Genomic DNA, 20,631 nt, shown 5'->3' with positions numbered 1-20,631 from the left:
ATCAGGCATTATCAGCCAAGGATTTCACGCACGAAACCTTCGATCGATTTATCCTGGCAGTTATCAAAGAAGCACTGCTGGAAGCGCTCGCCGGAAACGGCGGTTTTCACCAGTTCAGGATCGATGGCGCGCAGGGTATCGAGATAGTTCTCTTTCACCACCGCAGCTTTGACCTGGTTCAGAATGCCCGCGTTGCGCACCTGCGGCTCTTTACGCTCCGGCGGATAGCCCTCGCCTTTGCGTCCGGTAAACGCTTTTTCAAAAATGAAGCGCACGTTCAGTTCCGCGCCCCAGCCAAAGCCTTTCGCGAACGGCAGCGCCAGCGCGTTACCGTTGTTAATTTGCGCGAACAGGAACGCGTCCGCCGGATCGATGCAGTAGCCGCACACCACGCCCGGATGAATATTCAGGGACATCAGCGCGCCCTGCCCGGTGCCGCAGCCGGTGACCACAAAATCCACCGCTCTGGAATTCAGCAGGATGCTCGCCATGATCCCGAGGTGAATGTAGGTGAGATGATGATCGTTCTCATCACTCATGCCGACGTTATACACCGGGAACGCTTTTTCATCCGCCACCGCTTTCAGCTCTTTATAGATGATCGCGTTTTTGGCCGCCTGACTGTTTTCCATCATCAGTGCAATTTTCATTGGGTTCTCTCCTGAAAAGGCTATGAATAGCAAACTGTGAGTCAACCATACTATTCACCAAACAAACTTTCAAATTAAATGAAATATTGTTTTAAAAAATAGAGTGGTGCTCACAGTTTTCTTTCATGCCCGTTTTGTCAGAAGGTTTCCCAGTTGGTTTCTGTGGCTGTTGCCTTTGGCGCGGCACTGCCGGCCAGCGCGGGCCGCACGAGCGGCGCTGCAGCGGCAGGCGTCGCGCGTGCCGTCTGTCCGCGCAGGCGGAACAGGCCAACCACTTCGGTCAGGTGCGTGGCCTGGCGCTCCAGATCGTTTGACGCCAGCACGGACTGCTGCACCAGTTGTACGTTCTGCTGGGTGACAGCATCCATCTCTTTTACTGCGATGCCCACCTGACTGATACCGTCGCTCTGCTCGCCGGACGCGCTGGCGATTTCACCCATAATATCGTTCACCTGGCGCACGGCAGTCAGAATTTCATCCATCGCCTCGCCCGCTTTCTTCACCTGGCCGGAGCCGGTCTGAATATTGCTGACCGATTCGTTAAGCAGCGTTTCTATCTCTTTCGCCGCCTGCGCGCTGCGGCTCGCGAGATTGCGCACTTCGCCCGCGACAACAGCAAAACCGCGTCCCTGTTCACCCGCCCGCGCCGCTTCCACGGCGGCGTTGAGCGCCAGAATATTGGTCTGGAAGGCGATGCTGTTGATAACGGTGGTGATATCGACAATTTTGCTGGAGCTGCTGGAGATGCGCGACATGGTTTCCATCACCTGTTTCACGGAGTCTCCGCCGGCTTGCGCCGTGCGCGTGGCGTTACCGGAAAGCTTGCTGGCATGGCTCGCGTTTTCGGCGTTGAGTTTTACCGTGCTGCTGAGTTGCTGCATGCTTGAGCTGGTTTGCTCCAGCGCCGCCGCCTGCTCTTCCGAACGCGTGGAAAGCTCGGTATTCACGCCCGAGACCTCACCCGAATGGCTGCGAATGGTTTCCGCACTGGTGCGAATGGCGCTGACGGTTTTCTCCCAGTTATCCTGCATGCGCTGGATATACGGCACCATCAGCCCGACACAGTTGCGGCCAAGATCCTGAAGTTTGACCTCAAGGTTACCGTCTGCCAGCACGTGCAGGTGCCCGCGAATGATCTCAACGGGGCGCACCAGACAGAAGTAGAGGTAGCGCTCCATCAGAATGGTGAGGGTAATACTGCCCACGACGGAGAGACTCAACAGCCATTGCGCGGTGTTGACCCAGCCCGCCTGTTCAGCATTCAGCGTAAGACTATTTTCCAGGTGATGAAGAAACCAGAGCGTCGCTCCGGAAACCCCCACCCAGGCGATTGTGGATAAGAGCAAGACCCATACCACCATCGCACGGATTTTAACATTGCGAATAAAATTCATAGGTTGATTCCTGGTGTGAAGAAGCCATCCCTGCGCAGACATGACGGTACCCATCCCTGCCTTTTCTGCATTTCTTTACGTCACAGATAAAGACTGACCGTATCGTAGTTGTCGGCCTGCGCGCGCAGAACTTAAGCATTGCAACAATAAACTTAAGTGATTATTTAAAGTAACGGTGCGTGAGCAGTTTGCTAAAGCGCGGGATACGGGGTGATCCGGGGGCTTTTCAGGCGATTGCGACAGGCTATGGCGTGGCATGATGTTATGAAGGCAAACTTTGTGAGAACACCGATGCGCAAGGTCATTTTCATTACCGCGCTGCTCGCGCTGAGCGGTTGCACCATTACTAAAACGCCGGAAGTGGTTGGCGGCAGTAAAGTTACCGGCACCGTGAGACTCGGTATCAGCGAACAACCGCTGCAACATGCGAAAGTCGATAACTACGTCGCGCAGTCTATGGCGAACCGCCAGTGCCAGGACTGGGGCTATGCCGTGGCGGAAGCCTACGGTGCGCCGGTCAAAACGTGTTCAGTTATCACCGGCACGCAATGCATGACGGAATCTATCGTGCTGGAGTATCAGTGCCGGGGTTTTACCATCAATAACCGCGCGGTCAGCGGCTGGTAAACCGGCGTTACAGCTGCCGCCGCCTGGCGGTGGCTGTGTGTACGCTTCTCTTTTCTTCCCTCTGTTATTTTCCTTCTTACGTTTATTCTTACCGTCTTATTTATTTCTTTTTTTCGCAATAATAATTCTCATTTAATTAATGAATGACTTTAATTCCTATTTGCATTATTAACGCCACGTTTTTTTAATTTTATCTTTTGCAAACAGTTTAATAACAAATTATAGTGCGGCGATAATTACCCCTGTTATCGCGGAGAATAATATGCTGAAGCCAGATATGATTGAAAAACTTAATGAGCAGATGAATCTTGAACTCTATTCTTCTCTGCTTTACCAACAGATGAGCGCCTGGTGCAGCTATCATAGCTTTGAAGGGGCGGCGGCGTTTTTAAGCCGCCACGCGCAGGAAGAGATGACGCATATGCAGCGTCTCTTTAACTATCTGACAGATACTGGCAGTTTCCCGCGCATTAACGCTGTGCCGTCGCCGTTTGCCGAGTATGCGTCTCTTGATGCGCTCTTTCAGGCGACGTACGAACATGAGCAGCTGATCACCCGCCAGATTAATGCACTGGCGCACGTGGCGATGACCACGCAGGATTATCCCACTTTTAATTTCCTGCAATGGTATGTGGCCGAACAGCATGAAGAAGAAAAACTGTTTAAATCCGTGCTGGATAAACTGAGCCTCGCAGGTAAAAGCGGTGAAGGGCTTTATTTCATCGATAAAGAGCTGGCGACGCTCGACGCTCAGCCCTGATATTTTTCCGGTAATGGCACTGTCATTACCGGTTTTTATTCCCGCCTTTTAATGCTCTCCGCCTTTCATTTCCTCTATTTTGTGACGCTGCTAACAGCGGCTGAAGCAGATCTTCCTGCACACCCAGACGTAAACAAATAATTACACCCTACGTAACGTCAGTTTGACGACGTGAACAGAATTCTTTACCCTGCGCAGCATAAATTTCCAGTTGATGATTGCAGGACAGTACACCGCGTGAAGAACCGCACTTTTGGCAGTATTTTTATCGTCGCCGGTACGACTATCGGCGCAGGGATGCTGGCGATGCCGCTGGCTGCGGCGGGCGTTGGCTTTGGCGTGACCGCACTGCTGCTTTTCTTACTCTGGGGGCTGATGTGCTACACCGCGCTGTTGTTGGTAGAGGTCTATCAGCACCAGCCTGCATCGACCGGGCTCGGTACGCTTGCGCTGCACTATCTGGGTAAACCTGGCCAGTGGTTGGCCGGGTTTAGCATGCTGTTTTTGATGTATGCGCTGACGGCGGCCTATATCAGCGGCGCGGGCGAACTGCTGGCCTCAAGCCTGAGCCAGTGGACGGGCGTAGCCATTACGCCTGCTGCCGGCGTGCTGGCGTTTACGCTTGTGGGCGGGCTTATCGTCAGCATCGGCACGCACAGCGTGGATCTGGTCAATCGTCTGCTGTTTACAGCCAAAACGGTTTTTCTGGTCGTGATGCTGGCGATGATGATGCCGCATATTCATCAGGTGAATCTGCTGACGCTGCCGGTGGAAAAAGGCCTGGCGCTCTCCGCGCTGCCGGTCATTTTTACGTCATTTGGCTTTCACGGCAGCGTGCCAAGTATCGTCAGCTATATGAAGGGCGATGTCCGCAAACTTAAGCTGATTTTTATCACCGGCAGCGCTATTCCGCTGGTGGCATATCTGTTCTGGCAGCTTGCCACGCTGGGTGCCATCCCGTCAGACACCTTTATAGGCCTGCTCGCTACCCATGCTGGCCTGAATGGTCTGTTGCAGGCGGTGCGCGATGTCGTCGCCTCGCCGCACGTGGAGCTGGCGGTGCATCTGTTCGCCGATCTGGCGCTGGCCACCTCGTTTCTTGGCGTGTCGCTCGGGCTGTTTGATTATCTGGCGGATATGTTTAAACGCTCCCGCACCGTAGCGGGCCGCGCCCAGAGTGGGCTGATGACTTTTGTGCCGCCGCTCGCTTTCTCGCTTTTCTACCCGCAGGGGTTTGTCATGGCGCTCGGCTATGCGGGCGTGGCGCTGGCGGTGCTGGCGCTGCTGCTCCCTTCCCTGCTCGCCTGGCAGAGCCGTAAACGCCACCCGGCAGGCTGGCAGGTCGCGGGGGGCAGTCTCACGCTGGCACTGGTTTTTGCCTGCGGCATCGCCATTGTGGCTATACAGTTTTTGATTAGCGCGGGCGTATTGCGCGAGGTTGGCTGAACAGGTTAAAGCCCCATTGCCGGGGCTTTTACTTTTCGCTCAGGTCTTTGCGGAAGTAAAAACGGGAGTGACCATCGCGATAATCGGGTGCCACGCCGTAGATTTCATACCCCTGTTTGCGGTAAAAATCCGGTGCCTGAAAGCTAAAGGTATCCACAAATACCCGTTTACAACCGCGCTTACGCCCTTCTGCTTCGGCCATCGCCATGAGCGACGCGCCGGTGCCCTGCCCGCGCAGGCTTTCATCGACCCACAGAAATTCGATATGCAGGCAGCCCCAGTAGCTACGCCCGGTCAGACCGGCGGTCAGATTGCCCTGCGCGTCGGTGACGCTGATGATCAGCTCCTGCGGATCAGACGTCATATGCTTTGCGTTATAAAGCCCGACCTGTTTTTTTATGCGTGCTTTGAGTTCTTCATCCGCGGTGCCCGTTAACTGATATTCCATCGTCTTTTCCTCGTTACCTTTTACTGACCTTAAGCGTTTCTGGCAGATGACATAACCCCCGAATTTCGGCAGGCGGTATTTCTGGAAAGAGTTTGGTGTGCGGGGAGGGAGGAAAAAGAAGCCAGTCCTCATGGACTGGCTCAGTCTGTTATGGTTTGCGCCGTCCTGGCCCTTATTCTGCAAGGTACGATTTTCCCCCGTGTGAGTCAGCGTCAGAATGGCTCAACCGTGGGGCTGAACGCTGACCTGGAAAACTCATTGCAGCGAGTAGAGAGCACCATGATGGGGTGCTATTAAAACGTAGCAGCAGAATGGAAAAACAGATACATGATATATCATGATTGATGAATTTATTAGCGAAGTGTGATGGTGTTCAGGTTGTGCGCTTCAGCTAAATACATTAAGAATCAGCGTGATGACGCCGTGGCCGCTCAGGAAAAAACGAGAAATGATGTCAGGAAAGATGTCAGGAAACGGCGCGACAAAATAAAAAACCACCCGAAGGTGGTTTGCACGACACTGCTTATTGCTTTGATTATTCTTGTCTTTCCCATGGTGCCCGGGGCGGGACTTGAACCCGCACAGCGCGAACGCCGAGGGATTTTAAATCCCTTGTGTCTACCGATTTCACCACCCGGGCTCGGGAAGAAAGTGGAGGCGCGTTCCGGAGTCGAACCGGACTAGGCGGATTTGCAATCCGCTACATAACCGCTTTGTTAACGCGCCAGAATTGCTTGCCTTTTCAGGCTGACACCAGCAAAGAGGCTGATATCAAAATTTGGAGCGGGAAACGAGACTCGAACTCGCGACCCCGACCTTGGCAAGGTCGTGCTCTACCAACTGAGCTATTCCCGCTTATCGAAGTAACTGAAAGCGAATCGCTTAATCTAATTACTTGATTTACTTACCGTCCGGCGAACCGTGCCGCCGTTCGATGCGTTGCATTCTACTTACCTGACGCAATGAGTCAACGAAATTTTCAGGCAACGCGATTCGTTTGCTGAATTTTGCGCCGTATAGATCAACGTTCGAGCAAATCACCGCGCGCGGCGTTCAAATACTGGAACATTGACCAGAACGTCAGCACTGCAGCGACGAAAAAGAGTGCAATCGCGGCGTACTCAACCCACTGATTCGGACGCCACAGCAAACCGACCAGCGCCATCATCTGCGCGGTGGTTTTCACTTTCCCAATCCAGGAGACGGCCACGCTGCTGCGTTTGCCCAGCTCCGCCATCCATTCACGCAGCGCGGAGATAATAATTTCACGTGCGATCATAGTGGCCGCCGGCAGGGTAATCCACCAGCTGTGATAGTGCTCGGCGACCAGCACCATCGCGATAGCAACCATCACTTTATCCGCAACCGGGTCGAGGAACGCCCCAAAGCGCGTGCTTTGATTCCAGCGGCGGGCGAGAAAACCGTCAAACCAGTCGGTCACCGCCGCAAAACAGAAGATCAACGCGCAGACGAAAGGCGCCCAGTGAAAAGGCAGATAGAACGCGAGCACGAAAAACGGGATCAGAATGACTCGAAACAGCGTCAGCAATGTAGGGATGTTAAATCGCATAGTGCAGGTAACTATCTGTCATAATTTGAGATTACCGCTATGTTGCTACATAGCCCTTAATGTTTCAACGAGTAGTAGATCTTTTCTGCAAGGGCCTGAGAGATGCCCGGCACTTTCGCAATTTCTTCGACCGACGCGTTCAACAGCGGCTGCAATCCACCCATGTATTTGAGCAACATCTGACGGCGTTTTGGCCCGATGCCTTCAATCGTCTCAAGCGTACTGGTGTTCTTCACTTTGGCGCGTTTTTTACGGTGGCCGGTAATCGCATGGTTATGCGATTCATCGCGAATATGCTGAATAACATGCAGCGCCGGAGAATCCGGCGGTAAGGCGAAGCCCTCCCCTTCCGGCTCCAGGAACAGCGTTTCCAGCCCGGCTTTACGATCGCTGCCTTTGGCCACGCCAAGCAGCAGCGGATGGTGTTTATCCCACGGCACGTCCAGCTCGGCAAAAACGGATTTCGCCTGACCAAGCTGTCCTTTACCGCCGTCGATAAGAATAATATCCGGCACTTTGCTCTCTTCGATGGCCTTGCCATAGCGACGGCGCAACACCTGATTCATCGCCGCATAATCATCGCCCGGTGTGATGCCGGTAATATTATAGCGTCGATACTCCGCGCGCAGCGGGCCGTTCGCGTCAAATACCACGCAGGACGCCACGGTCTGCTCGCCCATCGTATGGCTGATGTCGAAACACTCCATGCGCTTTATTTCCGGCAGATGCAGCGCCTGCGCCAGCGCGGTAAGACGCTGGCTGATGGTGGACTGCTGAGAAAGCCGCGTGGTCAGCGCCGTCGCCGCGTTGGTGCGCGCAAGCTTCAGGTATCGGGCGCGATCGCCACGCGGGCGCGTCTGCACATTCACACGACGCCCGGCGATTTCTGTCAGCGTCTCGGCCAGCAGTTCCGGCGTGGTGAGCGGGAAATCGAGCAAAATCTCGCCCGGTAACGTGCGCATCTGGCTGCCCTGCAGATAGAACTGCCCGACAAACGTTTCCACCACTTCCGCAAGCTCGGTGCCATTCGGCACTTTCGGGTAGTAGCTGCGGCTGCCGAGCACTTTCCCCTGACGGATAAACAGCACGTGCAGGCACGCCATGCCGGATTCAAACGCCACGCCTATCACATCCAGGTCATCGCCGTTATTGGAGACAAACTGTTTTTCCGTTACGCGGCGCACCGCCTGAATCTGGTCGCGCAGGCGCGCGGCCTCCTCAAACGCCAGATTCTGGCTGGCCTGCTCCATGCGTGAGACCAGCTGGTTAATCACCTGGTCGTCTTTACCGGCGAGAAACAGTCGCACGTACTCCACCTGCTGCGCGTAATCTTCTTCGCTCACCAGCCCTTCGACGCATGGCCCGAGGCAGCGGCCAATCTGATATTGCAGACACGGGCGCGAACGGTTGCGATAGACGCTGTTCTCGCACTGGCGAATCGGGAAAATCTTTTGCAGCAGCGCGAGCGTTTCCCGCACCGCGTAGCCGTTCGGGAACGGGCCGAAATACTCGCCTTTGGCGTGTTTCGCGCCGCGGTGGATAGCCAGCCGGGGATGCGTATCGCCGCTCAGGAAGATATACGGATAAGATTTGTCATCGCGCAGCAGCACGTTATAGCGCGGCTGGTAGAGCTTGATGTAGTTGTGCTCCAGCAGCAGCGCTTCGGTCTCGGTGTGAGTCACCGTCACGTCGATATTATGGATTTGCGCCACCAGCGCTTCGGTTTTACGGCTGGCGAGGTTGCTTCGGAAATAGCTGGAAAGGCGCTTTTTGAGATCTTTGGCCTTGCCGACGTAGATAACCGTGCCGCTGGCGTCATACATACGGTAGACGCCAGGCTGGCTGGTGACGGTTTTCAGGAACGATTTGGAATCAAAAACTTCACTCACTGACTTGATAAGGTCTCCGCGTTACACAGGCCATGGCGGATGGCCAGATGCGTCAACTCAACATCGCCATGAATGTTTAGCTTACTAAACATACGATAGCGGTAGCTGTTGACGGTTTTAGGGCTGAGATTAAGCTGCTCAGAGATTTCATTGACCTTCTGGCCTTTGGTAATCATCAGCATAATCTGCAATTCCCTTTCCGACAAACTCGCGAAGGGGGATTCGCTGCGGTCGGGCTCTATCTGACTGAGCGCCATTTGCTGTGCGATGTCGGAAGCGATGTAGCGCCGTCCGGCGTGAACCGAGCGGATAGCGCTCACCACCTCGGCGGGTGCGGCACCTTTACTCAGATACCCTGCGGCTCCGGCCTGCATCACTTTAGCCGGAAGCGGGTTTTCCGTATGTACGGTAAGCATGATCACTTTAATGTCTGAAGAATAACGGGCGATTTTGCGAGTCGCCTCCAGGCCGCCAATGCCCGGCATATTCATATCCATCAGCACCACATCCACCGGGTGAATGCGACACCATTTGATGGCGTCCTCGCCGCAGCAGGCTTCGCCTGCCACCTTAATGCCCTTCATATCTTCAAGTATGCGTCGTATCCCTGCGCGCACCAGTTCGTGGTCATCAACAAGAAGAACGTTGATCAAAGGAAAACACTCCTCAAAAAGGGATAACGCTGCTGGTAACTTATTCGCCCCATATTAGCGTTTTTTAAGTCAACTTTGAAACGCAAAAAATGCACTTCTGTAAGCAACGGGCGGGTTAAATCCAGTTAAAACGCGTTTTTGAGCCTGCGATAGCGGCACCGATACTTAAAAAACGTCCAGAAATCAAGGTTCAGCATTTCTGGATATATCATATTACTTTCTGACAATTTAAAAGCGCTGATGGGCAACTTTTAAATTTACAACGGAGAAACTTATTGGAAACATATATTTTCACCGCTACGTCAGCGAACCCTGAGAAATCCCGTTTATCGGTGAAAAGCTTATTATAATAAGCCAGACGCCTCACAAAACGCTCAAAAAAACGGCGCTAATTACTTTTTAGGACCTTGTGGTATACTCCGCCGCCTTAAAACATCAACAGGCGTGCCCGCTGCACGTCGTTACACTGACAGAGGATAAACCATGAGCACTCCCGATATTTCCACCGCAGAGAACAACCAGGAACTGGCTACCGAGGTGTCATGCCTGAAATCCCTGTTGACCCTGATGCTGCAGGCAATGGGTCAGGCTGATGCGGGCCGGGTTATCATTAAAATGGAAAAACAGATAGCTGAAATGGAAGATGCGGAGCAAGCGGCGGTTTACACCAATACCGTTAAGCAAATTAAACAGGCTTACCGCCGTTAATAAAAAAACCGGCTGGAGAACGTTTATTCTTCCAGCCGGTTCGAGTGTCTGGCACGCAGAACAAATGACCCGCTCAAATCAGTCCAATTGCAGCAGCATAACAGGCAATTTGCGTTTTGTTTGGAGCATTAAACTTCTTCTGCATATTTTTCTGGTGAAAATTAACGGTATTTTCCGAGATAGATAATATTATCGCAATTTCCGCCGACGTTTTACCTTCCGCCGTCCACTGCAATATCTCTTTTTCTCGCTTACTCAGTTTCATTTCCAGCACCGTCGCCGCCGGATCTTCCAGGCGCATCATGGTAACCAGGCTTTGTTCCACCAAATGCTGAAGTCGCAACGCCAGTTCGTCATCCGCCATGGAGTGTCCACGCGGGCTGGTTCCAGAGACGGATAAAAATCCCTGGGCGCGGTTAGGCGCAATGACGCACTGCGTTACGCCCTTGACCAGACCGTGGTCGCGCGCGGCATTCCAGAGCTCTTCTGCGGCGCCGGCGAACAGCGCGTCGTTCCAGGAGAGCGGACCCACCAGATAATTTGCAGGCTTCAGCACCGGATCTATCACGTAATAATTTTCCGCCTGGTAATGCTCAAGCCAGGCTTCAGGATAGGTGGTGTGCAGCGTCAGTTTTGGGCGCGTGAAAGGCACAGGATGGCGAACGCACAGCGCGAAATAATCATATTCCATGTTCTGCGTTTCGGTTTTCAGGAGCGAATAAATGTCGCTTGAATCCTGAATTTCCTGAAAGCGGGTCGTCATTTCCCGACGCCAGTTAAAAAAGTCACTTTCCTTCATGCTGTGGGGCGAAACTCCTGTCGTGCTGTAAGCATTATTTTTTTGTGATATGACAAAATAACACATTCTTCATAATTATTAATATCAATAATCCGCATTCCGCACGCGACATTGCGCCAGACACAGGCTTTAAGCCAAATTAAAACGCTAACGAACTGTATATGCTGATTAATTAGTCAGACACTTTTTAAGGCTTATTTTTTGCAGGGAGTTTGCGAAGGCACCCGGTGCTAAAACGCACCGGGTAAGGGGTCAGGCATTGAGAAATTTGTCTAAAAACTGGCGGGTGCGCGGCTGTGTCGGGTTAGCGAACAGGGCTTTCGCCTCGCCCTGCTCGACGATTTTGCCCTGATCCATAAAGATCGCGCGATCGGCCACATCGCGCGCGAAACTCATCTCATGGGTGACGATAACCATCGTGCGCTTCTCCTGGGCGAGCTGACGGATAGTGTTCAGCACTTCGCCCACCAGTTCAGGATCCAGCGCGGAGGTCGGCTCATCGAACAGAATCACCTCCGGGCGCATCGCCAGCGCACGGGCAATCGCCACACGCTGCTGCTGACCGCCGGAAAGCCGCTTCGGGTAGCTGTTTTCCTTACCGGAAAGGCCGACTTTCGCCAGCAGTTCACGGGCGCGCGCCGTCGCCTCCGCTTTCGGCTCGCCTTTCACAATAACCGGCCCTTCGATAATGTTTTCCAGCACGGTACGGTGCGGGAACAGGTTAAAGCTCTGAAACACAAAGCCCACCTGCTGTCGCAGCTCCCGCACCAGGCCGCGCTGTTCGCGAGCCGATCTGGCGGTATCAATGGTGATATCGCCCACGCGCACGGTACCGCTCTCGGGCTGTTCCAGCAGGTTAATACTACGCAAAAGCGTGGTTTTACCGGAGCCGCTCGGGCCGATAATCGCGACCACTTCTCCGGTCTGCACTTCCAGATCAATGCCATGCAGCACCGTCTGCCCGTGAAATTTCTTCACCAGGTTTTTGACCTCAATGGCACTCATTTCGGATCGCGCTCCTGTCGGTTTAGCTGGTTTTCAAAATGGTTTTGCAGGGCAGAAAGCACCGTCGCCATCACCCAGTAGATGAGCGACGCGGCCAGATACATCGTAAATACCTCCAGCGTGCGCGAGGTAATAAGCTGCGCCTGGCGGAAAAGTTCCGGCACCTGGATAGTGGCGGCGAGCGACGTATCTTTCACGAGGCTGATAAAACTGTTGCCGAGCGGCGGCAGCGCCACGCGGGCGGCCTGCGGCAGAATGGCGCGGCGCAGCGTCTGCCACGGCGTCATGCCGATACTCGCCGCGGCTTCCCACTGCCCTTTATCAATCGACGAAATCGCCGCGCGCAGCGTCTCAGAGGTATACGCCGCGGTATTGAGCGAAAGGCCAATCATCGCCGCCGGGATCGGGTCCAGCTCAATGCCGAACTGCGGCAGACCGTAGTAGATCATAAAGAGCTGGGCGATAAGCGGCGTACCGCGAAAAATCGAGATATAAAACCGCGCCAGCCACGAGACAGGCCAGAAAGGCGACAGCCGCATCATGGCCAGCAAAAAGCCTAACACCAGGCCGAAAAACATGCCGCCGATGCTGAGCTGTAGCGTAAAAACGGCCCCTTTCAGGAGAAAGGGTGCCGAATCGATAACCAGTTGGATACTTTCCTGCATTATAGTGGTTTCACCCTGCGTTTTCAGACATGCGGATGGTACGCGAACAGCGCCGGAGCGCCGCCGGTGTGAATAAAGAGAATCGGGCCGTTATCTTTAAAACGGTTCTGCGCGATGCCGTCAATGAGCCCCGCCATCGCTTTGCCGGTATAAACCGGGTCAAGCAAAATGCCTTCGAGACGCGCCAGCAGCTTCACCGCTTCCATGCCCTCGTCGTTCGGCACGCCGTAACCCGGCGCGAAATAGTCATCCCACAGTAAAATATCGGCGCGCGCTTCCAGCTCCAGCGCTTTTGCAACGCCCTGCTGCAGCGCGACGACTTTCGGCTTCTGCGCGGCGACGCTTCGCGAGACCGTCACGCCGATAAGTTCAGCCTCCGGCATCCCCTGCTCCAGCCCGACGGCGAGCCCCGCGTGCGTTCCGGCGCTGCCGGAGGCGACCACTACGGATGACGGGCGCACCACGCCTTCGCACTGCTGTACGATCTCGAGCGTGCTTTCGACATAGCCGAGCGCGCCCAGCACGTTCGAGCCGCCAACCGGAATGACATAAGGCCGGAAGCCCTGCGCTTCAAGGCGAACCGCCAGCTCGTCAAGCTGCTGGTCTGGTGCGTCCAGCGCATCGCACATCTCGACCTGCACATTAAAGAGATCCAGCAGCAGCCGGTTGCCGTTAGTGAGGTAATTCTCTTCGCGCGTGGCGATCGGGTTTTCCAGCAGCGCCACGCAGTGCAGGCCGAGGCGCGCGGCCACTGCCGCCGTCTGGCGCACATGGTTAGACTGTATCGCGCCCGCCGTCACCAGCGTGTCGGCCCCTTCGCGCAGCGCCTGGGCTGCGAGAAACTCCAGCTTGCGCAGCTTATTGCCGCCCATCGCCACCGGCATCGCGTCATCGCGCTTGATGAAAATTTCGCGGCCCAGGTAGTCAGACAGGCGCGGCAGAAACTCCAGCGGCGTGGGCGCGCCGATAAGCTCAAGGCGCGCATAGCGGGTAAGATTTTGCATGGTAAACCTCATGCCAGTTCAGCGGTTAAACCGTCATTATGCAGCAATTTTTCGCAGGCATAAAAAAAGGCGCTGATATCAGCACCTTTATTGCGCAGCGAAGCCGTTATTTGGTCACGTCCGCGCCAAACCACTTCTCAGAGATTTTCTTGAGCGTGCCATCTTTCTGCATCTCGACGATGGCGTTATCAACGGCCTTGACGAAATCGTCGTTGCCTTTGCGGATAGCCACGCCCGCTTCCTGACGAGAGAACGGTTCACCGGCCGCGGCCAGCGTGTTGTTGGTCTTCTTCACCAGATCCAGCGCCGCCAGGCGGTCCACCAGAATGGCGTCGATACGGCCTACGCGCAGATCCTGATATTTGGTCGGGTCGTCGTCATAGGTGCGGATATCCACGCCCTGCACGTTCTGGCGCAGCCACTCTTCGTAGTTGGTGCCAAGACCAACACCCACTTTTTTACCCTTGAGATCGGCCGCGGTTTTAATGCTGTCGGCGTTCTCTTTCTTCACCAGCGCCTGAATACCGGAAACGGTATACGGCGTTGAGAAATCATATTTTTTCTTGCGCTCATCGGAGATGGTGACCTGGTTAATCACCACGTCGATACGCTTAGAGTCCAGCGACGCCAGCATCCCGTCCCATTTGGTCGGTTTAAGCGAGGCTTTCACGCCCAGGTGCTTCGCGAGCGCCTCGGCGAACTCCACTTCAAAGCCGGTCAGCTTACCGTCATCGCCCTGGAAGCTAAACGGCGGATAAGTGCCTTCAAGCCCCACCAGCAGCGTGCCGCGTTCTTTAACTTTATTCAGCAAATTTTCCGCAGCATAGGTTTTCACGCTCATGCCCGCGACCAGCGCGACCGCCATAACGCCCATCAGCGCCTGACGACCCAAAAGTGCAAGTTTCATAAGTACCCCGAATTAACGAAATTAAGTGCTAGTGTAAGTAGTTACGCAAAGAAATCAAAACCACTGTGCTACAACTTATGCTTTTTTAATATATATCAGAAGTTGCCGTTGAGTCGGTTTTCTCTGTCGGCAGTGACGAGAGCTGCTGATACTGGGCATACTTACGAAGCGCAATACGATAATTGTTGGTACTGGTGAGCGGCAGCCACGCCTCAAGATGCTCGTCAAGATTATCCTGACGGGCAAGCGAGAGCGGCACCTGGCGTTGGGTGAGATGCGCGCCGAGACGGCGCAGGCGCACCACATATTCGCGGATCGTGCCGTGGCTCATATCGGTTTGCTCGAAGAGATATTGCTTAAAGCCGATGATATCGAAGTAGTTGCTCTGCTCTTTACAATGCAGATCGCCACAGAAGCGGCAAAGCGCCACCCAGTCCTGCTTTTCCTGCTCCCAGGTGGCCTCGTCAAGCAACGTGTCGAGCGCAGCGATCGCTATCTTGTTCACAATTTCGCCGCGATGAACCAGCGTAATGCGATCCAGCAGCTTGTGACAATGCGCACAATGCGTCTGTGAGTGCTTGAAATCTTTAAGGTAGCGGCTCAGGGGCCGCCTTTTAGGTTGCTGCGCCGTCATGATAACTCCTGGTTGTCGTTCCTGTGTGCGGCATTACCAGGATGATGACGAATCAACAACCTATAGCTTACCCAGCTTGGTACGCAGACGTTTGATGGCCTGGCTATGCAACTGGCTCACCCTTGACTCGCCCACTTCCAGTACCGCGCCAATCTCTTTAAGATTCAGCTCTTCCTGGTAGTACAGCGTCAGCACCATCTGCTCGCGCTCCGGCAGCGATTCAATCGCTTCCATAACACGCTCGCGCAAATTGCTTTCCAGCAGTTGATGCAGCGGGTTTTCGTTCTGGTTATCTTCCGTCACCAGTTCGATGCTATCGCCATGCTCTTCACGCCATTCGTCATACGAGAACAGCTGACTGTTGTTCGTGTCGAGCAACATCTGACGATATTCTTCAAGCGGGATACTCAGTCGCTCTGCGACCTCCAGTTCCGTCGCGTTACGTCCCAGTTCCTGCTCCAGTTGGCCTATTGCCTGCGCCACCTCGCGCGCGTTGCGTCGGACACTGCGTGGCACCCAGTCACGGCTGCGCAGCTCGTCCAGCATCGCGCCACGTATACGCTGCACTGCGTAAGTGGTAAATGCCGTTCCTTGCAGGGCGTCGTAGCGTTCTACAGCATTCAGCAAGCCGATGCCGCCCGCCTGTAACAAATCGTCCAGTTCGACGCTCGCCGGCAAACGCACCTGCAGGCGCAACGCTTCGTGACGCACCAGCGGGACATAACGCTGCCAGAGCGAGTGTTTATCCATTACACCATCAGCGGTATAGAGAGAATTCACGATAAACAGCCCTGCGTTAGTTGAGTTATCGGCGTGATTATCTAATTCTACAGCGCTTTTTAATCGGGAGAATAATGGTCTAAATAAGGGGTTATTTTCAGGTTATGCGCTAAATCACTGAAAATAAGTTGATTAATAAGAAATTAAAGTTAAACGGCGGGTCAGCATATCGGCCAGCGGATACCCGTCCCACAGCAAAGAAAACTGCATACTTTGCCCCAGAGGCACCACGCGATCGACGCCGCGCGGTTTCGCGATCGCCAGAAAGCGTTGAAATTCCTCAGGATCGACACCAAACGTGACGATCGTCTGGCACTTCTCCCCGCACAGTGGCGCGATGTCCAGCAGATCCTGCGCCACATATTCAATAAACACACCGCTCTGGTGATGATCCGCCAGCAACGCGCCATCCGGCGCGTCAGTTTGCGCCAGGAAAAGACGATTATCCGGCTGCGCGATGCGCCTGAGCGTCGGATCGTTGACAGTCTGGGCGCAAAACCACGCCAGATTGCTCACGGCGGTCGCAGGCAGCGGCGCGTAGCGCTCGCCGCACCAGTCGCGAAACGCGGGCCAGAACTGCGCACGCGCTTCATCGGTACGCTCGCCGGTCCACACCACCATTTTCGCGGCCGTACACGCCTGCTGCGCGGTCAGTAGCGTATCGTTGTAAAACGCTTCCAGCAGGCGCGCTTTATCCGGCGCCGCAAGCCACGCGTCGGCGTTGATCACCGCAAAGGAGTAACGATCCGCAAAGGCGATATCCACCGCGCGAGGGCGCAGCGCCGAGCGGCGCACCTCGCTGATCGTGCGATCGCCGCCCCAGATAAGCCGCGCGTCACAGAGCGCGGAGAAATAATCCGTCAGCGCCGCGTCGTGCGGGTACTGCACAAGACAAAGGCTCGCCGCCATCGACGGCACCTGTGACAGCGCCCCTTTCAGCGCGTCGCAAATCAGCGCGGTCTGGGGGAACGGTTTTGAGGAGAGCCTGACGATATTGGCGTTGCCGGTGAGCAGCCCCGCCGCCAGCGAAAACGCGAAATTCACCGCCACGTTGGACGGCGCGATATGAAACGCCACGCCGCGGCCCTGGGTAATGCCCTGCGGCATAAATTCCTGGCGCAATTTTTCAAGCGACGCCGGACGACACCAGAACGCGAGGCTCACCACATCGCTGTAGGCGCGCACGCGCGGGTCGGCCAGTAGCTTCCGGGAAAATTCGCTTAAAAACGTCAGCGTCTCGTCATCAAACGGCGCGCGCGGGCGAAAACGCTCAAGGGCGGCGAGCTGTGCGGCGTCGCCCAGCAGAAAAGTGAGGTTGTCAAAACTGGGCTGCATAAGTGTCGCTACATCCTCTGATTTCGGCCTGTTGCAGGCGTCCGTTGATGCGGAAATATTTACCGTGCCGCCCGCAAGGGCAATCATCCTCGCCAAGCAAAACGCCCTCATCTTCCGTAAGCAGCGAATGCCCCGGATAGGATTCCGGAATAAGCGACAGCACCTGCACGATCCCCGCGCGCCCCGGCGGGCACACCGAGAAATCGTGCGGATCGCGGATAATCACATCGGAAAAAATACTGGCGTGCAGGTGGCCCTGTTCGCACTGCATGTAAATGCAGCCGGTCTGTTCCACCATGCCGTAATAGTCATAAATACGCGTCAGGCCGCACACGTCGTGCAGACGGCGGGCGAACTCCTGCGGCGACACCGCTTCGCTGGCGAGTTTTTTCCAGCCGCCGCCGTGGATCAAAATGCCCTGGCTGAGATCGATCCGCTGACCGCGTTGCGAAAGCGCGCGCCAGAAATGCTGCCAGATCATAAATGTGAACCCAAACAGCAGCACCGGCTTGCCCGCGTGTTTCGCAAGAAACGCGGTAATACCGTCAATATCGAGATTCATCTCGTCATCAAGCGCAAAGGCGCGATCGGCCCCGAAGATTGAAAACCCCAGAATGCCCGCGCCGCGCGCGGAAAACATGGTGCGATCTTTCAGTACCGACGGCGCGTCGATGATAAGCATCGGCAAACGCCCCGCGCCGGTAAAGGCGCTGACGATCTTCACCAGCGTTTTCTGCTGGTTGGCCGCCGTTTGCTTATCCAGATAGATCCGCGACACCGCCTGGCCCGTGGTGCCGGATGAGGTCATCACCTTCACGGCTTCGTCGGGCGGCATGCTCGCAAGCGTCAGGGTTTTAAACAGCGACACCGGCAGAAACGGCACATCCTCCGGCGCGCTCAGCGCGGCGACATCCACGCCAAGGCCGTCAAGCATTGCCCGGTACGGCGCGCAGTTCGCGCGGTGATGTTCCGTCAGCCATTGCAGGCGCTGCATCATCAGCGCGCGCTTTTCATCGCGCGCCAGCGAATAAGGGGGTTGCTGTAACCACTGCGCGTAATCAAGCACTGAGCGCCTCCAGTTGTGCATAAAGCGTTTTTCCGGCGGCGTTTTTCGGGATAGCCTCCAGGATCACCACGCGAAACGCGCTGTGGTGTAGCTGGCAGGTCTGCGCCAGCCAGCTTTTAACCGTTTCGGCCTGGGTTTCATCGGTCAGAAACAGCGTGATGCGGTCATCAACGCCGCCTGTCGCGCACTCAAGCCCCACAAAATGGTTTTTCACCAGCTGTTCCAGCTCATCGAGCCCGACGCGGTTGCCGAACACTTTCAGGAACCGTTTTTTACGCCCGACGATGGTGTAAATGCCATTGTCGTCACGGCGGGCCAGATCGCCTGTCGCGAGCCGCCCGTTAAAATCATCGGTGCGCGCGAGACATGCCCGTTCCAGCGCATAACCATGACAGACGTTCGGGCCGTAATAGATAAGCTCGCCAGCCACACCCGCCGCGGTAATTTCCACGCCGTTTTCATCTTCAAGCGTAAAGCGCCCGCCCGGAATGGCGACTCCCATCGCGCCCGGCATTGCCGCCGCGTGCTCCACGGGCAGATAACCCATTCGCGAGGTCGCTTCCGACGCGCCATACATCACCACAAAACGCTTGCCCTGCTCTTGCGCCCAGGCGGCGAACGCCTCATGCAGCGCTGCAGAGAGCTTGCCGCCCGCCTGCGTCAACGTTCGCAGCGACGGCAGCGTCATGCGCATAAAGCGCAGCTTATTGAGCATTTCGAAGGTATAAGGAACGCCCGCGAGCGATGTGGCCTGCTGGCTTTTCACAAACGCCCAGAAACCCGGCTGCACCGGGCCGCTGCGGGTCATCAGCAGCGTCGCGCCCTGCGCCAGGTGGGAATGAATCACCGATAAACCATACACATAGTTCATCGGCAGATAGACCAGCGGACGCTCGTTCGCGTCAATCGCCAGATAGTCGCAAATGCTCGCGCAGTTGCTGAGAAGATTGTCATAGCTCTGGCGTACCAGTTTCGGGCTGCCGGTCGAGCCGGAGGTCGTTATCAGCAGCGCCAGCGCGTCGTCCATCGCCGGTGCCGGCTCGTTCGTCGCGATAAGCTGATACCCGTCCTGGCGCAGCAGCACCTCGCCCGGCCACGCGCGGCCTTCCGGCAGCCAGAGAAACCCCGGCCGCCAGCGCGCGAACAGCGCATTAGCCAGCGTCTCATCGAGCTGGCCGTCGAGCATCACCGGCACCGCGCGGGCGTTGAGCGCCGCGAGATAACCGGTGAGCGACCCCGCGCTGTTTTCGCAAAAGCAAAACATCAGCGCGCGGGCAGGCAGATGCGCGCGCACCTGCGCCACGCGGTCAGCCAGCTCGCCATATGTAAACGTCGCGCCGCCGTCTTCAGTCAGCGCCACGGCGTCGCGCGGCGCGTGTGTCAGTTGCCAGAAAGGCGCATCCGTCATAACACCGCATCCAGAATCTGTTGTGTAACCTGTGGCGCGGTCAGGCCGCACTGCTCCAGCATCCAGGCGTATTCGCCCGCCGGGCCGTAGCCCTGCGGAATGAAGAAATCGATCTGAACTTGGTTAGCAGCACAGCAGTTCATCGCATGCCACCATCAACACGTATCGTCTGGCCCGTTACATACGATGAAAGATCAGACGCCAGCCAGACGGCGGCGGCGGCTATCTCCTGCGGCGCGCCGAGGCGGCGCAGATCAGTGCTGTTACGGGTCTCTTCGATAACGTAATCCGGCATGGCTGAAAGCATGTCGGTTTCAGTCATACCCGGCGCGATGCAGTTGGCGCGAATCCCCTGCTCGCCAAGCTCTGTGGCGATCGTGCGGGTCAGCGCGACCACTGCCGCTTTGGCCGCGCCATAGGCCGCTTTACCTGAATTACCATCTTCGGCGGCAGTCGAGGCGATATTCACAATGCTGCCAAAACGCTGACGCGTCATCAGCTTTGACACCATCTGAGTCAGGCTGAACAGCGAGAAAAAATTCACCTCAAATTGTTCTCGCAGCGTCTGCATCGTGGTCATCTGGAACAGCGCGTTCCAGATAACACCCGCGTTGTTAACCAGCGCGTGCAGCGGACGTTTGTCGCTCATCAGCCGTTTCACCGCGCCTTTCATTGCGTCGTTATCGGTCAGATCAAAGCACAGCGGCCAGATCTCCACCTGGTAACGATCGGCAAGCGCTGCCATATCAGCCAAAAATTCCGGCGTTTCGCTGCGCGCATGCGCGTAAATGCACGCGCCTTCGGCGGCGAAAGCCTCCACCATCGCGCGCCCGATACCGCGCGCGCAACCGGTGATAATGACGTTTTTCTCTTTCAACAACAT

The 20,631-nt window shown here is 55.7% G+C and carries 22 protein-coding genes and 3 tRNA genes; 4 read left to right on the top strand and 21 right to left on the bottom strand.

From position 1 onward, the window contains the following. Positions 1 to 11: 11 nt before the first annotated feature. On the bottom strand, positions 12 to 650 hold the full coding sequence (locus G6041_RS02925; RefSeq protein ID WP_004387990.1) for an RpiB/LacA/LacB family sugar-phosphate isomerase: 639 nt from the start codon (positions 648 to 650) through the stop codon (positions 12 to 14). A gap of 137 nt (positions 651 to 787) precedes the next feature. After that, on the bottom strand, positions 788 to 2,044 hold the full coding sequence (locus G6041_RS02920; RefSeq protein ID WP_041460468.1) for a methyl-accepting chemotaxis protein: 1,257 nt from the start codon (positions 2,042 to 2,044) through the stop codon (positions 788 to 790). Positions 2,045 to 2,323: 279 nt separating this feature from the next. On the opposite strand from G6041_RS02920, the gene yecR reads away from it, so the two are divergent. The 3 genes from yecR (at position 2,324) to tyrP (ending at position 4,877) form a co-directional block, all read left to right on the top strand. Then, positions 2,324 to 2,671, top strand: a complete 348-nt coding sequence (yecR, locus tag G6041_RS02915) for a YecR family lipoprotein (protein ID WP_007868822.1) — start codon at positions 2,324 to 2,326, stop codon at positions 2,669 to 2,671. Positions 2,672 to 2,933: 262 nt separating this feature from the next. Next, positions 2,934 to 3,431, top strand: a complete 498-nt coding sequence (gene ftnA, locus G6041_RS02910) for a non-heme ferritin (protein WP_004387987.1) — start codon at positions 2,934 to 2,936, stop codon at positions 3,429 to 3,431. A 237-nt stretch (positions 3,432 to 3,668) separates the two neighbouring features. After that, a complete protein-coding gene (gene tyrP, locus G6041_RS02905) occupies positions 3,669 to 4,877 on the top strand; it encodes a tyrosine transporter TyrP (RefSeq protein ID WP_012124426.1) in 1,209 nt (402 codons plus the stop codon). Between the two features lie 28 nt (positions 4,878 to 4,905). Here the strand turns inward: tyrP and G6041_RS02900 are convergent, their stop codons facing one another. The 7 genes from G6041_RS02900 to uvrY all read right to left on the bottom strand — a co-directional run bounded on the left by G6041_RS02900 (position 4,906) and on the right by uvrY (position 9,437). Beyond that, positions 4,906 to 5,325, bottom strand: a complete 420-nt coding sequence (locus G6041_RS02900; protein ID WP_041460467.1) for a GNAT family N-acetyltransferase — start codon at positions 5,323 to 5,325, stop codon at positions 4,906 to 4,908. A 553-nt stretch (positions 5,326 to 5,878) separates the two neighbouring features. Continuing rightward, positions 5,879 to 5,965, bottom strand: a tRNA-Leu gene (locus G6041_RS02895). 12 nt (positions 5,966 to 5,977) lie between these two features. Then, positions 5,978 to 6,051: transfer RNA gene (locus G6041_RS02890), tRNA-Cys, on the bottom strand. A 53-nt stretch (positions 6,052 to 6,104) separates the two neighbouring features. Next, a tRNA-Gly gene (locus tag G6041_RS02885) sits at positions 6,105 to 6,180 on the bottom strand. Between the two features lie 166 nt (positions 6,181 to 6,346). After that, positions 6,347 to 6,895 carry a CDP-diacylglycerol--glycerol-3-phosphate 3-phosphatidyltransferase gene (gene pgsA, locus G6041_RS02880; RefSeq protein WP_004387984.1) on the bottom strand — a complete coding sequence of 183 codons (549 nt, stop codon included), beginning with the start codon at positions 6,893 to 6,895 and terminating at the stop codon, positions 6,347 to 6,349. 56 nt (positions 6,896 to 6,951) lie between these two features. Then, on the bottom strand, positions 6,952 to 8,784 hold the full coding sequence (gene uvrC, locus G6041_RS02875; protein ID WP_012124423.1) for an excinuclease ABC subunit UvrC: 1,833 nt from the start codon (positions 8,782 to 8,784) through the stop codon (positions 6,952 to 6,954). Continuing rightward, positions 8,781 to 9,437, bottom strand: coding sequence for a UvrY/SirA/GacA family response regulator transcription factor (gene uvrY, locus G6041_RS02870; protein WP_004387982.1), 657 nt, complete (start codon positions 9,435 to 9,437; stop codon positions 8,781 to 8,783). The genes uvrC and uvrY overlap by 4 nt, the downstream gene beginning before the upstream one ends. 483 nt (positions 9,438 to 9,920) lie before the next feature. Here uvrY and G6041_RS02865 point away from each other — a divergent pair, with 483 nt between their 5' ends. After that, positions 9,921 to 10,145, top strand: a complete 225-nt coding sequence (locus tag G6041_RS02865) for a DUF2594 family protein (RefSeq protein WP_004387981.1) — start codon at positions 9,921 to 9,923, stop codon at positions 10,143 to 10,145. A gap of 73 nt (positions 10,146 to 10,218) precedes the next feature. On the opposite strand, the gene sdiA is transcribed toward G6041_RS02865, so the two are convergent. The 12 genes from sdiA to G6041_RS02805 form a co-directional block, all read right to left on the bottom strand. Beyond that, a complete protein-coding gene (gene sdiA / locus G6041_RS02860) occupies positions 10,219 to 10,944 on the bottom strand; it encodes a transcriptional regulator SdiA (protein WP_004387980.1) in 726 nt (241 codons plus the stop codon). 252 nt (positions 10,945 to 11,196) lie between these two features. Next, complete coding sequence (gene tcyN / locus G6041_RS02855; RefSeq protein WP_012124422.1) at positions 11,197 to 11,949, bottom strand: L-cystine ABC transporter ATP-binding protein TcyN; 753 nt, start codon at positions 11,947 to 11,949, stop codon at positions 11,197 to 11,199. After that, positions 11,946 to 12,614, bottom strand: coding sequence for a cystine ABC transporter permease (gene tcyL, locus G6041_RS02850; RefSeq protein ID WP_004387977.1), 669 nt, complete (start codon positions 12,612 to 12,614; stop codon positions 11,946 to 11,948). The genes tcyN and tcyL overlap by 4 nt, the downstream gene beginning before the upstream one ends. Before the next feature lie 23 nt (positions 12,615 to 12,637). After that, positions 12,638 to 13,630: a D-cysteine desulfhydrase gene (dcyD, locus tag G6041_RS02845; RefSeq protein WP_012124421.1), complete on the bottom strand. Its 993-nt coding sequence runs from the start codon at positions 13,628 to 13,630 to the stop codon at positions 12,638 to 12,640. Positions 13,631 to 13,724: 94 nt separating this feature from the next. Then, positions 13,725 to 14,525, bottom strand: a complete 801-nt coding sequence (gene tcyJ / locus G6041_RS02840) for a cystine ABC transporter substrate-binding protein (RefSeq protein ID WP_012124419.1) — start codon at positions 14,523 to 14,525, stop codon at positions 13,725 to 13,727. A gap of 85 nt (positions 14,526 to 14,610) precedes the next feature. Then, positions 14,611 to 15,159, bottom strand: coding sequence for a flagella biosynthesis regulatory protein FliZ (gene fliZ, locus G6041_RS02835; RefSeq protein ID WP_004387974.1), 549 nt, complete (start codon positions 15,157 to 15,159; stop codon positions 14,611 to 14,613). Positions 15,160 to 15,219: 60 nt separating this feature from the next. Beyond that, on the bottom strand, positions 15,220 to 15,939 hold the full coding sequence (locus G6041_RS02830; RefSeq protein ID WP_004387973.1) for an RNA polymerase sigma factor FliA: 720 nt from the start codon (positions 15,937 to 15,939) through the stop codon (positions 15,220 to 15,222). A 132-nt stretch (positions 15,940 to 16,071) separates the two neighbouring features. Then, on the bottom strand, positions 16,072 to 17,274 hold the full coding sequence (locus tag G6041_RS02825; protein WP_012124417.1) for an acyl-CoA reductase: 1,203 nt from the start codon (positions 17,272 to 17,274) through the stop codon (positions 16,072 to 16,074). Continuing rightward, positions 17,258 to 18,340: a LuxE/PaaK family acyltransferase gene (locus G6041_RS02820; RefSeq protein ID WP_012124416.1), complete on the bottom strand. Its 1,083-nt coding sequence runs from the start codon at positions 18,338 to 18,340 to the stop codon at positions 17,258 to 17,260. The genes G6041_RS02825 and G6041_RS02820 overlap by 17 nt, the downstream gene beginning before the upstream one ends. Further along, positions 18,333 to 19,748: an AMP-binding protein gene (locus tag G6041_RS02815; RefSeq protein ID WP_012124415.1), complete on the bottom strand. Its 1,416-nt coding sequence runs from the start codon at positions 19,746 to 19,748 to the stop codon at positions 18,333 to 18,335. The genes G6041_RS02820 and G6041_RS02815 overlap by 8 nt, the downstream gene beginning before the upstream one ends. Further along, positions 19,745 to 19,891: a hypothetical protein gene (locus G6041_RS02810; protein ID WP_012124414.1), complete on the bottom strand. Its 147-nt coding sequence runs from the start codon at positions 19,889 to 19,891 to the stop codon at positions 19,745 to 19,747. Before G6041_RS02810 ends, G6041_RS02815 begins: the two co-directional genes overlap by 4 nt. Further along, positions 19,888 to 20,631, bottom strand: coding sequence for an SDR family NAD(P)-dependent oxidoreductase (locus tag G6041_RS02805; RefSeq protein ID WP_012124413.1), 744 nt, complete (start codon positions 20,629 to 20,631; stop codon positions 19,888 to 19,890). The genes G6041_RS02810 and G6041_RS02805 overlap by 4 nt, the downstream gene beginning before the upstream one ends.

Origin of the sequence: Cronobacter sp. HA18003, from assembly GCF_011605905.1 — a bacterium.
Lineage (GTDB): Bacteria > Pseudomonadota > Gammaproteobacteria > Enterobacterales > Enterobacteriaceae > Cronobacter > Cronobacter sakazakii.
This window is presented reverse-complemented; position numbering and strand designations above follow the sequence as displayed.

What these genes read in the sequence shown, in the direction of transcription:
- tcyJ (WP_012124419.1), bottom strand. Translation starts at nt 14,525, where the DNA reads ATGAAACTTGCACTTTTGGGTCGTCAGGCGCTGATGGGCGTTATGGCG.
- G6041_RS02865 (WP_004387981.1), top strand. Translation starts at nt 9,921, where the DNA reads ATGAGCACTCCCGATATTTCCACCGCAGAGAACAACCAGGAACTGGCT.
- tcyN (WP_012124422.1), bottom strand. Translation starts at nt 11,949, where the DNA reads ATGAGTGCCATTGAGGTCAAAAACCTGGTGAAGAAATTTCACGGGCAG.
- ftnA (WP_004387987.1), top strand. Translation starts at nt 2,934, where the DNA reads ATGCTGAAGCCAGATATGATTGAAAAACTTAATGAGCAGATGAATCTT.
- pgsA (WP_004387984.1), bottom strand. Translation starts at nt 6,895, where the DNA reads ATGCGATTTAACATCCCTACATTGCTGACGCTGTTTCGAGTCATTCTG.
- G6041_RS02825 (WP_012124417.1), bottom strand. Translation starts at nt 17,274, where the DNA reads ATGCAGCCCAGTTTTGACAACCTCACTTTTCTGCTGGGCGACGCCGCA.
- G6041_RS02805 (WP_012124413.1), bottom strand. Translation starts at nt 20,631, where the DNA reads ATGTTGTTGAAAGAGAAAAACGTCATTATCACCGGTTGCGCGCGCGGT.
- sdiA (WP_004387980.1), bottom strand. Translation starts at nt 10,944, where the DNA reads ATGAAGGAAAGTGACTTTTTTAACTGGCGTCGGGAAATGACGACCCGC.
- dcyD (WP_012124421.1), bottom strand. Translation starts at nt 13,630, where the DNA reads ATGAGGTTTACCATGCAAAATCTTACCCGCTATGCGCGCCTTGAGCTT.
- G6041_RS02925 (WP_004387990.1), bottom strand. Translation starts at nt 650, where the DNA reads ATGAAAATTGCACTGATGATGGAAAACAGTCAGGCGGCCAAAAACGCG.
- G6041_RS02815 (WP_012124415.1), bottom strand. Translation starts at nt 19,748, where the DNA reads ATGACGGATGCGCCTTTCTGGCAACTGACACACGCGCCGCGCGACGCC.
- tcyL (WP_004387977.1), bottom strand. Translation starts at nt 12,614, where the DNA reads ATGCAGGAAAGTATCCAACTGGTTATCGATTCGGCACCCTTTCTCCTG.
- G6041_RS02920 (WP_041460468.1), bottom strand. Translation starts at nt 2,044, where the DNA reads ATGAATTTTATTCGCAATGTTAAAATCCGTGCGATGGTGGTATGGGTC.
- fliZ (WP_004387974.1), bottom strand. Translation starts at nt 15,159, where the DNA reads ATGACGGCGCAGCAACCTAAAAGGCGGCCCCTGAGCCGCTACCTTAAA.
- G6041_RS02900 (WP_041460467.1), bottom strand. Translation starts at nt 5,325, where the DNA reads ATGGAATATCAGTTAACGGGCACCGCGGATGAAGAACTCAAAGCACGC.
- G6041_RS02810 (WP_012124414.1), bottom strand. Translation starts at nt 19,891, where the DNA reads ATGAACTGCTGTGCTGCTAACCAAGTTCAGATCGATTTCTTCATTCCG.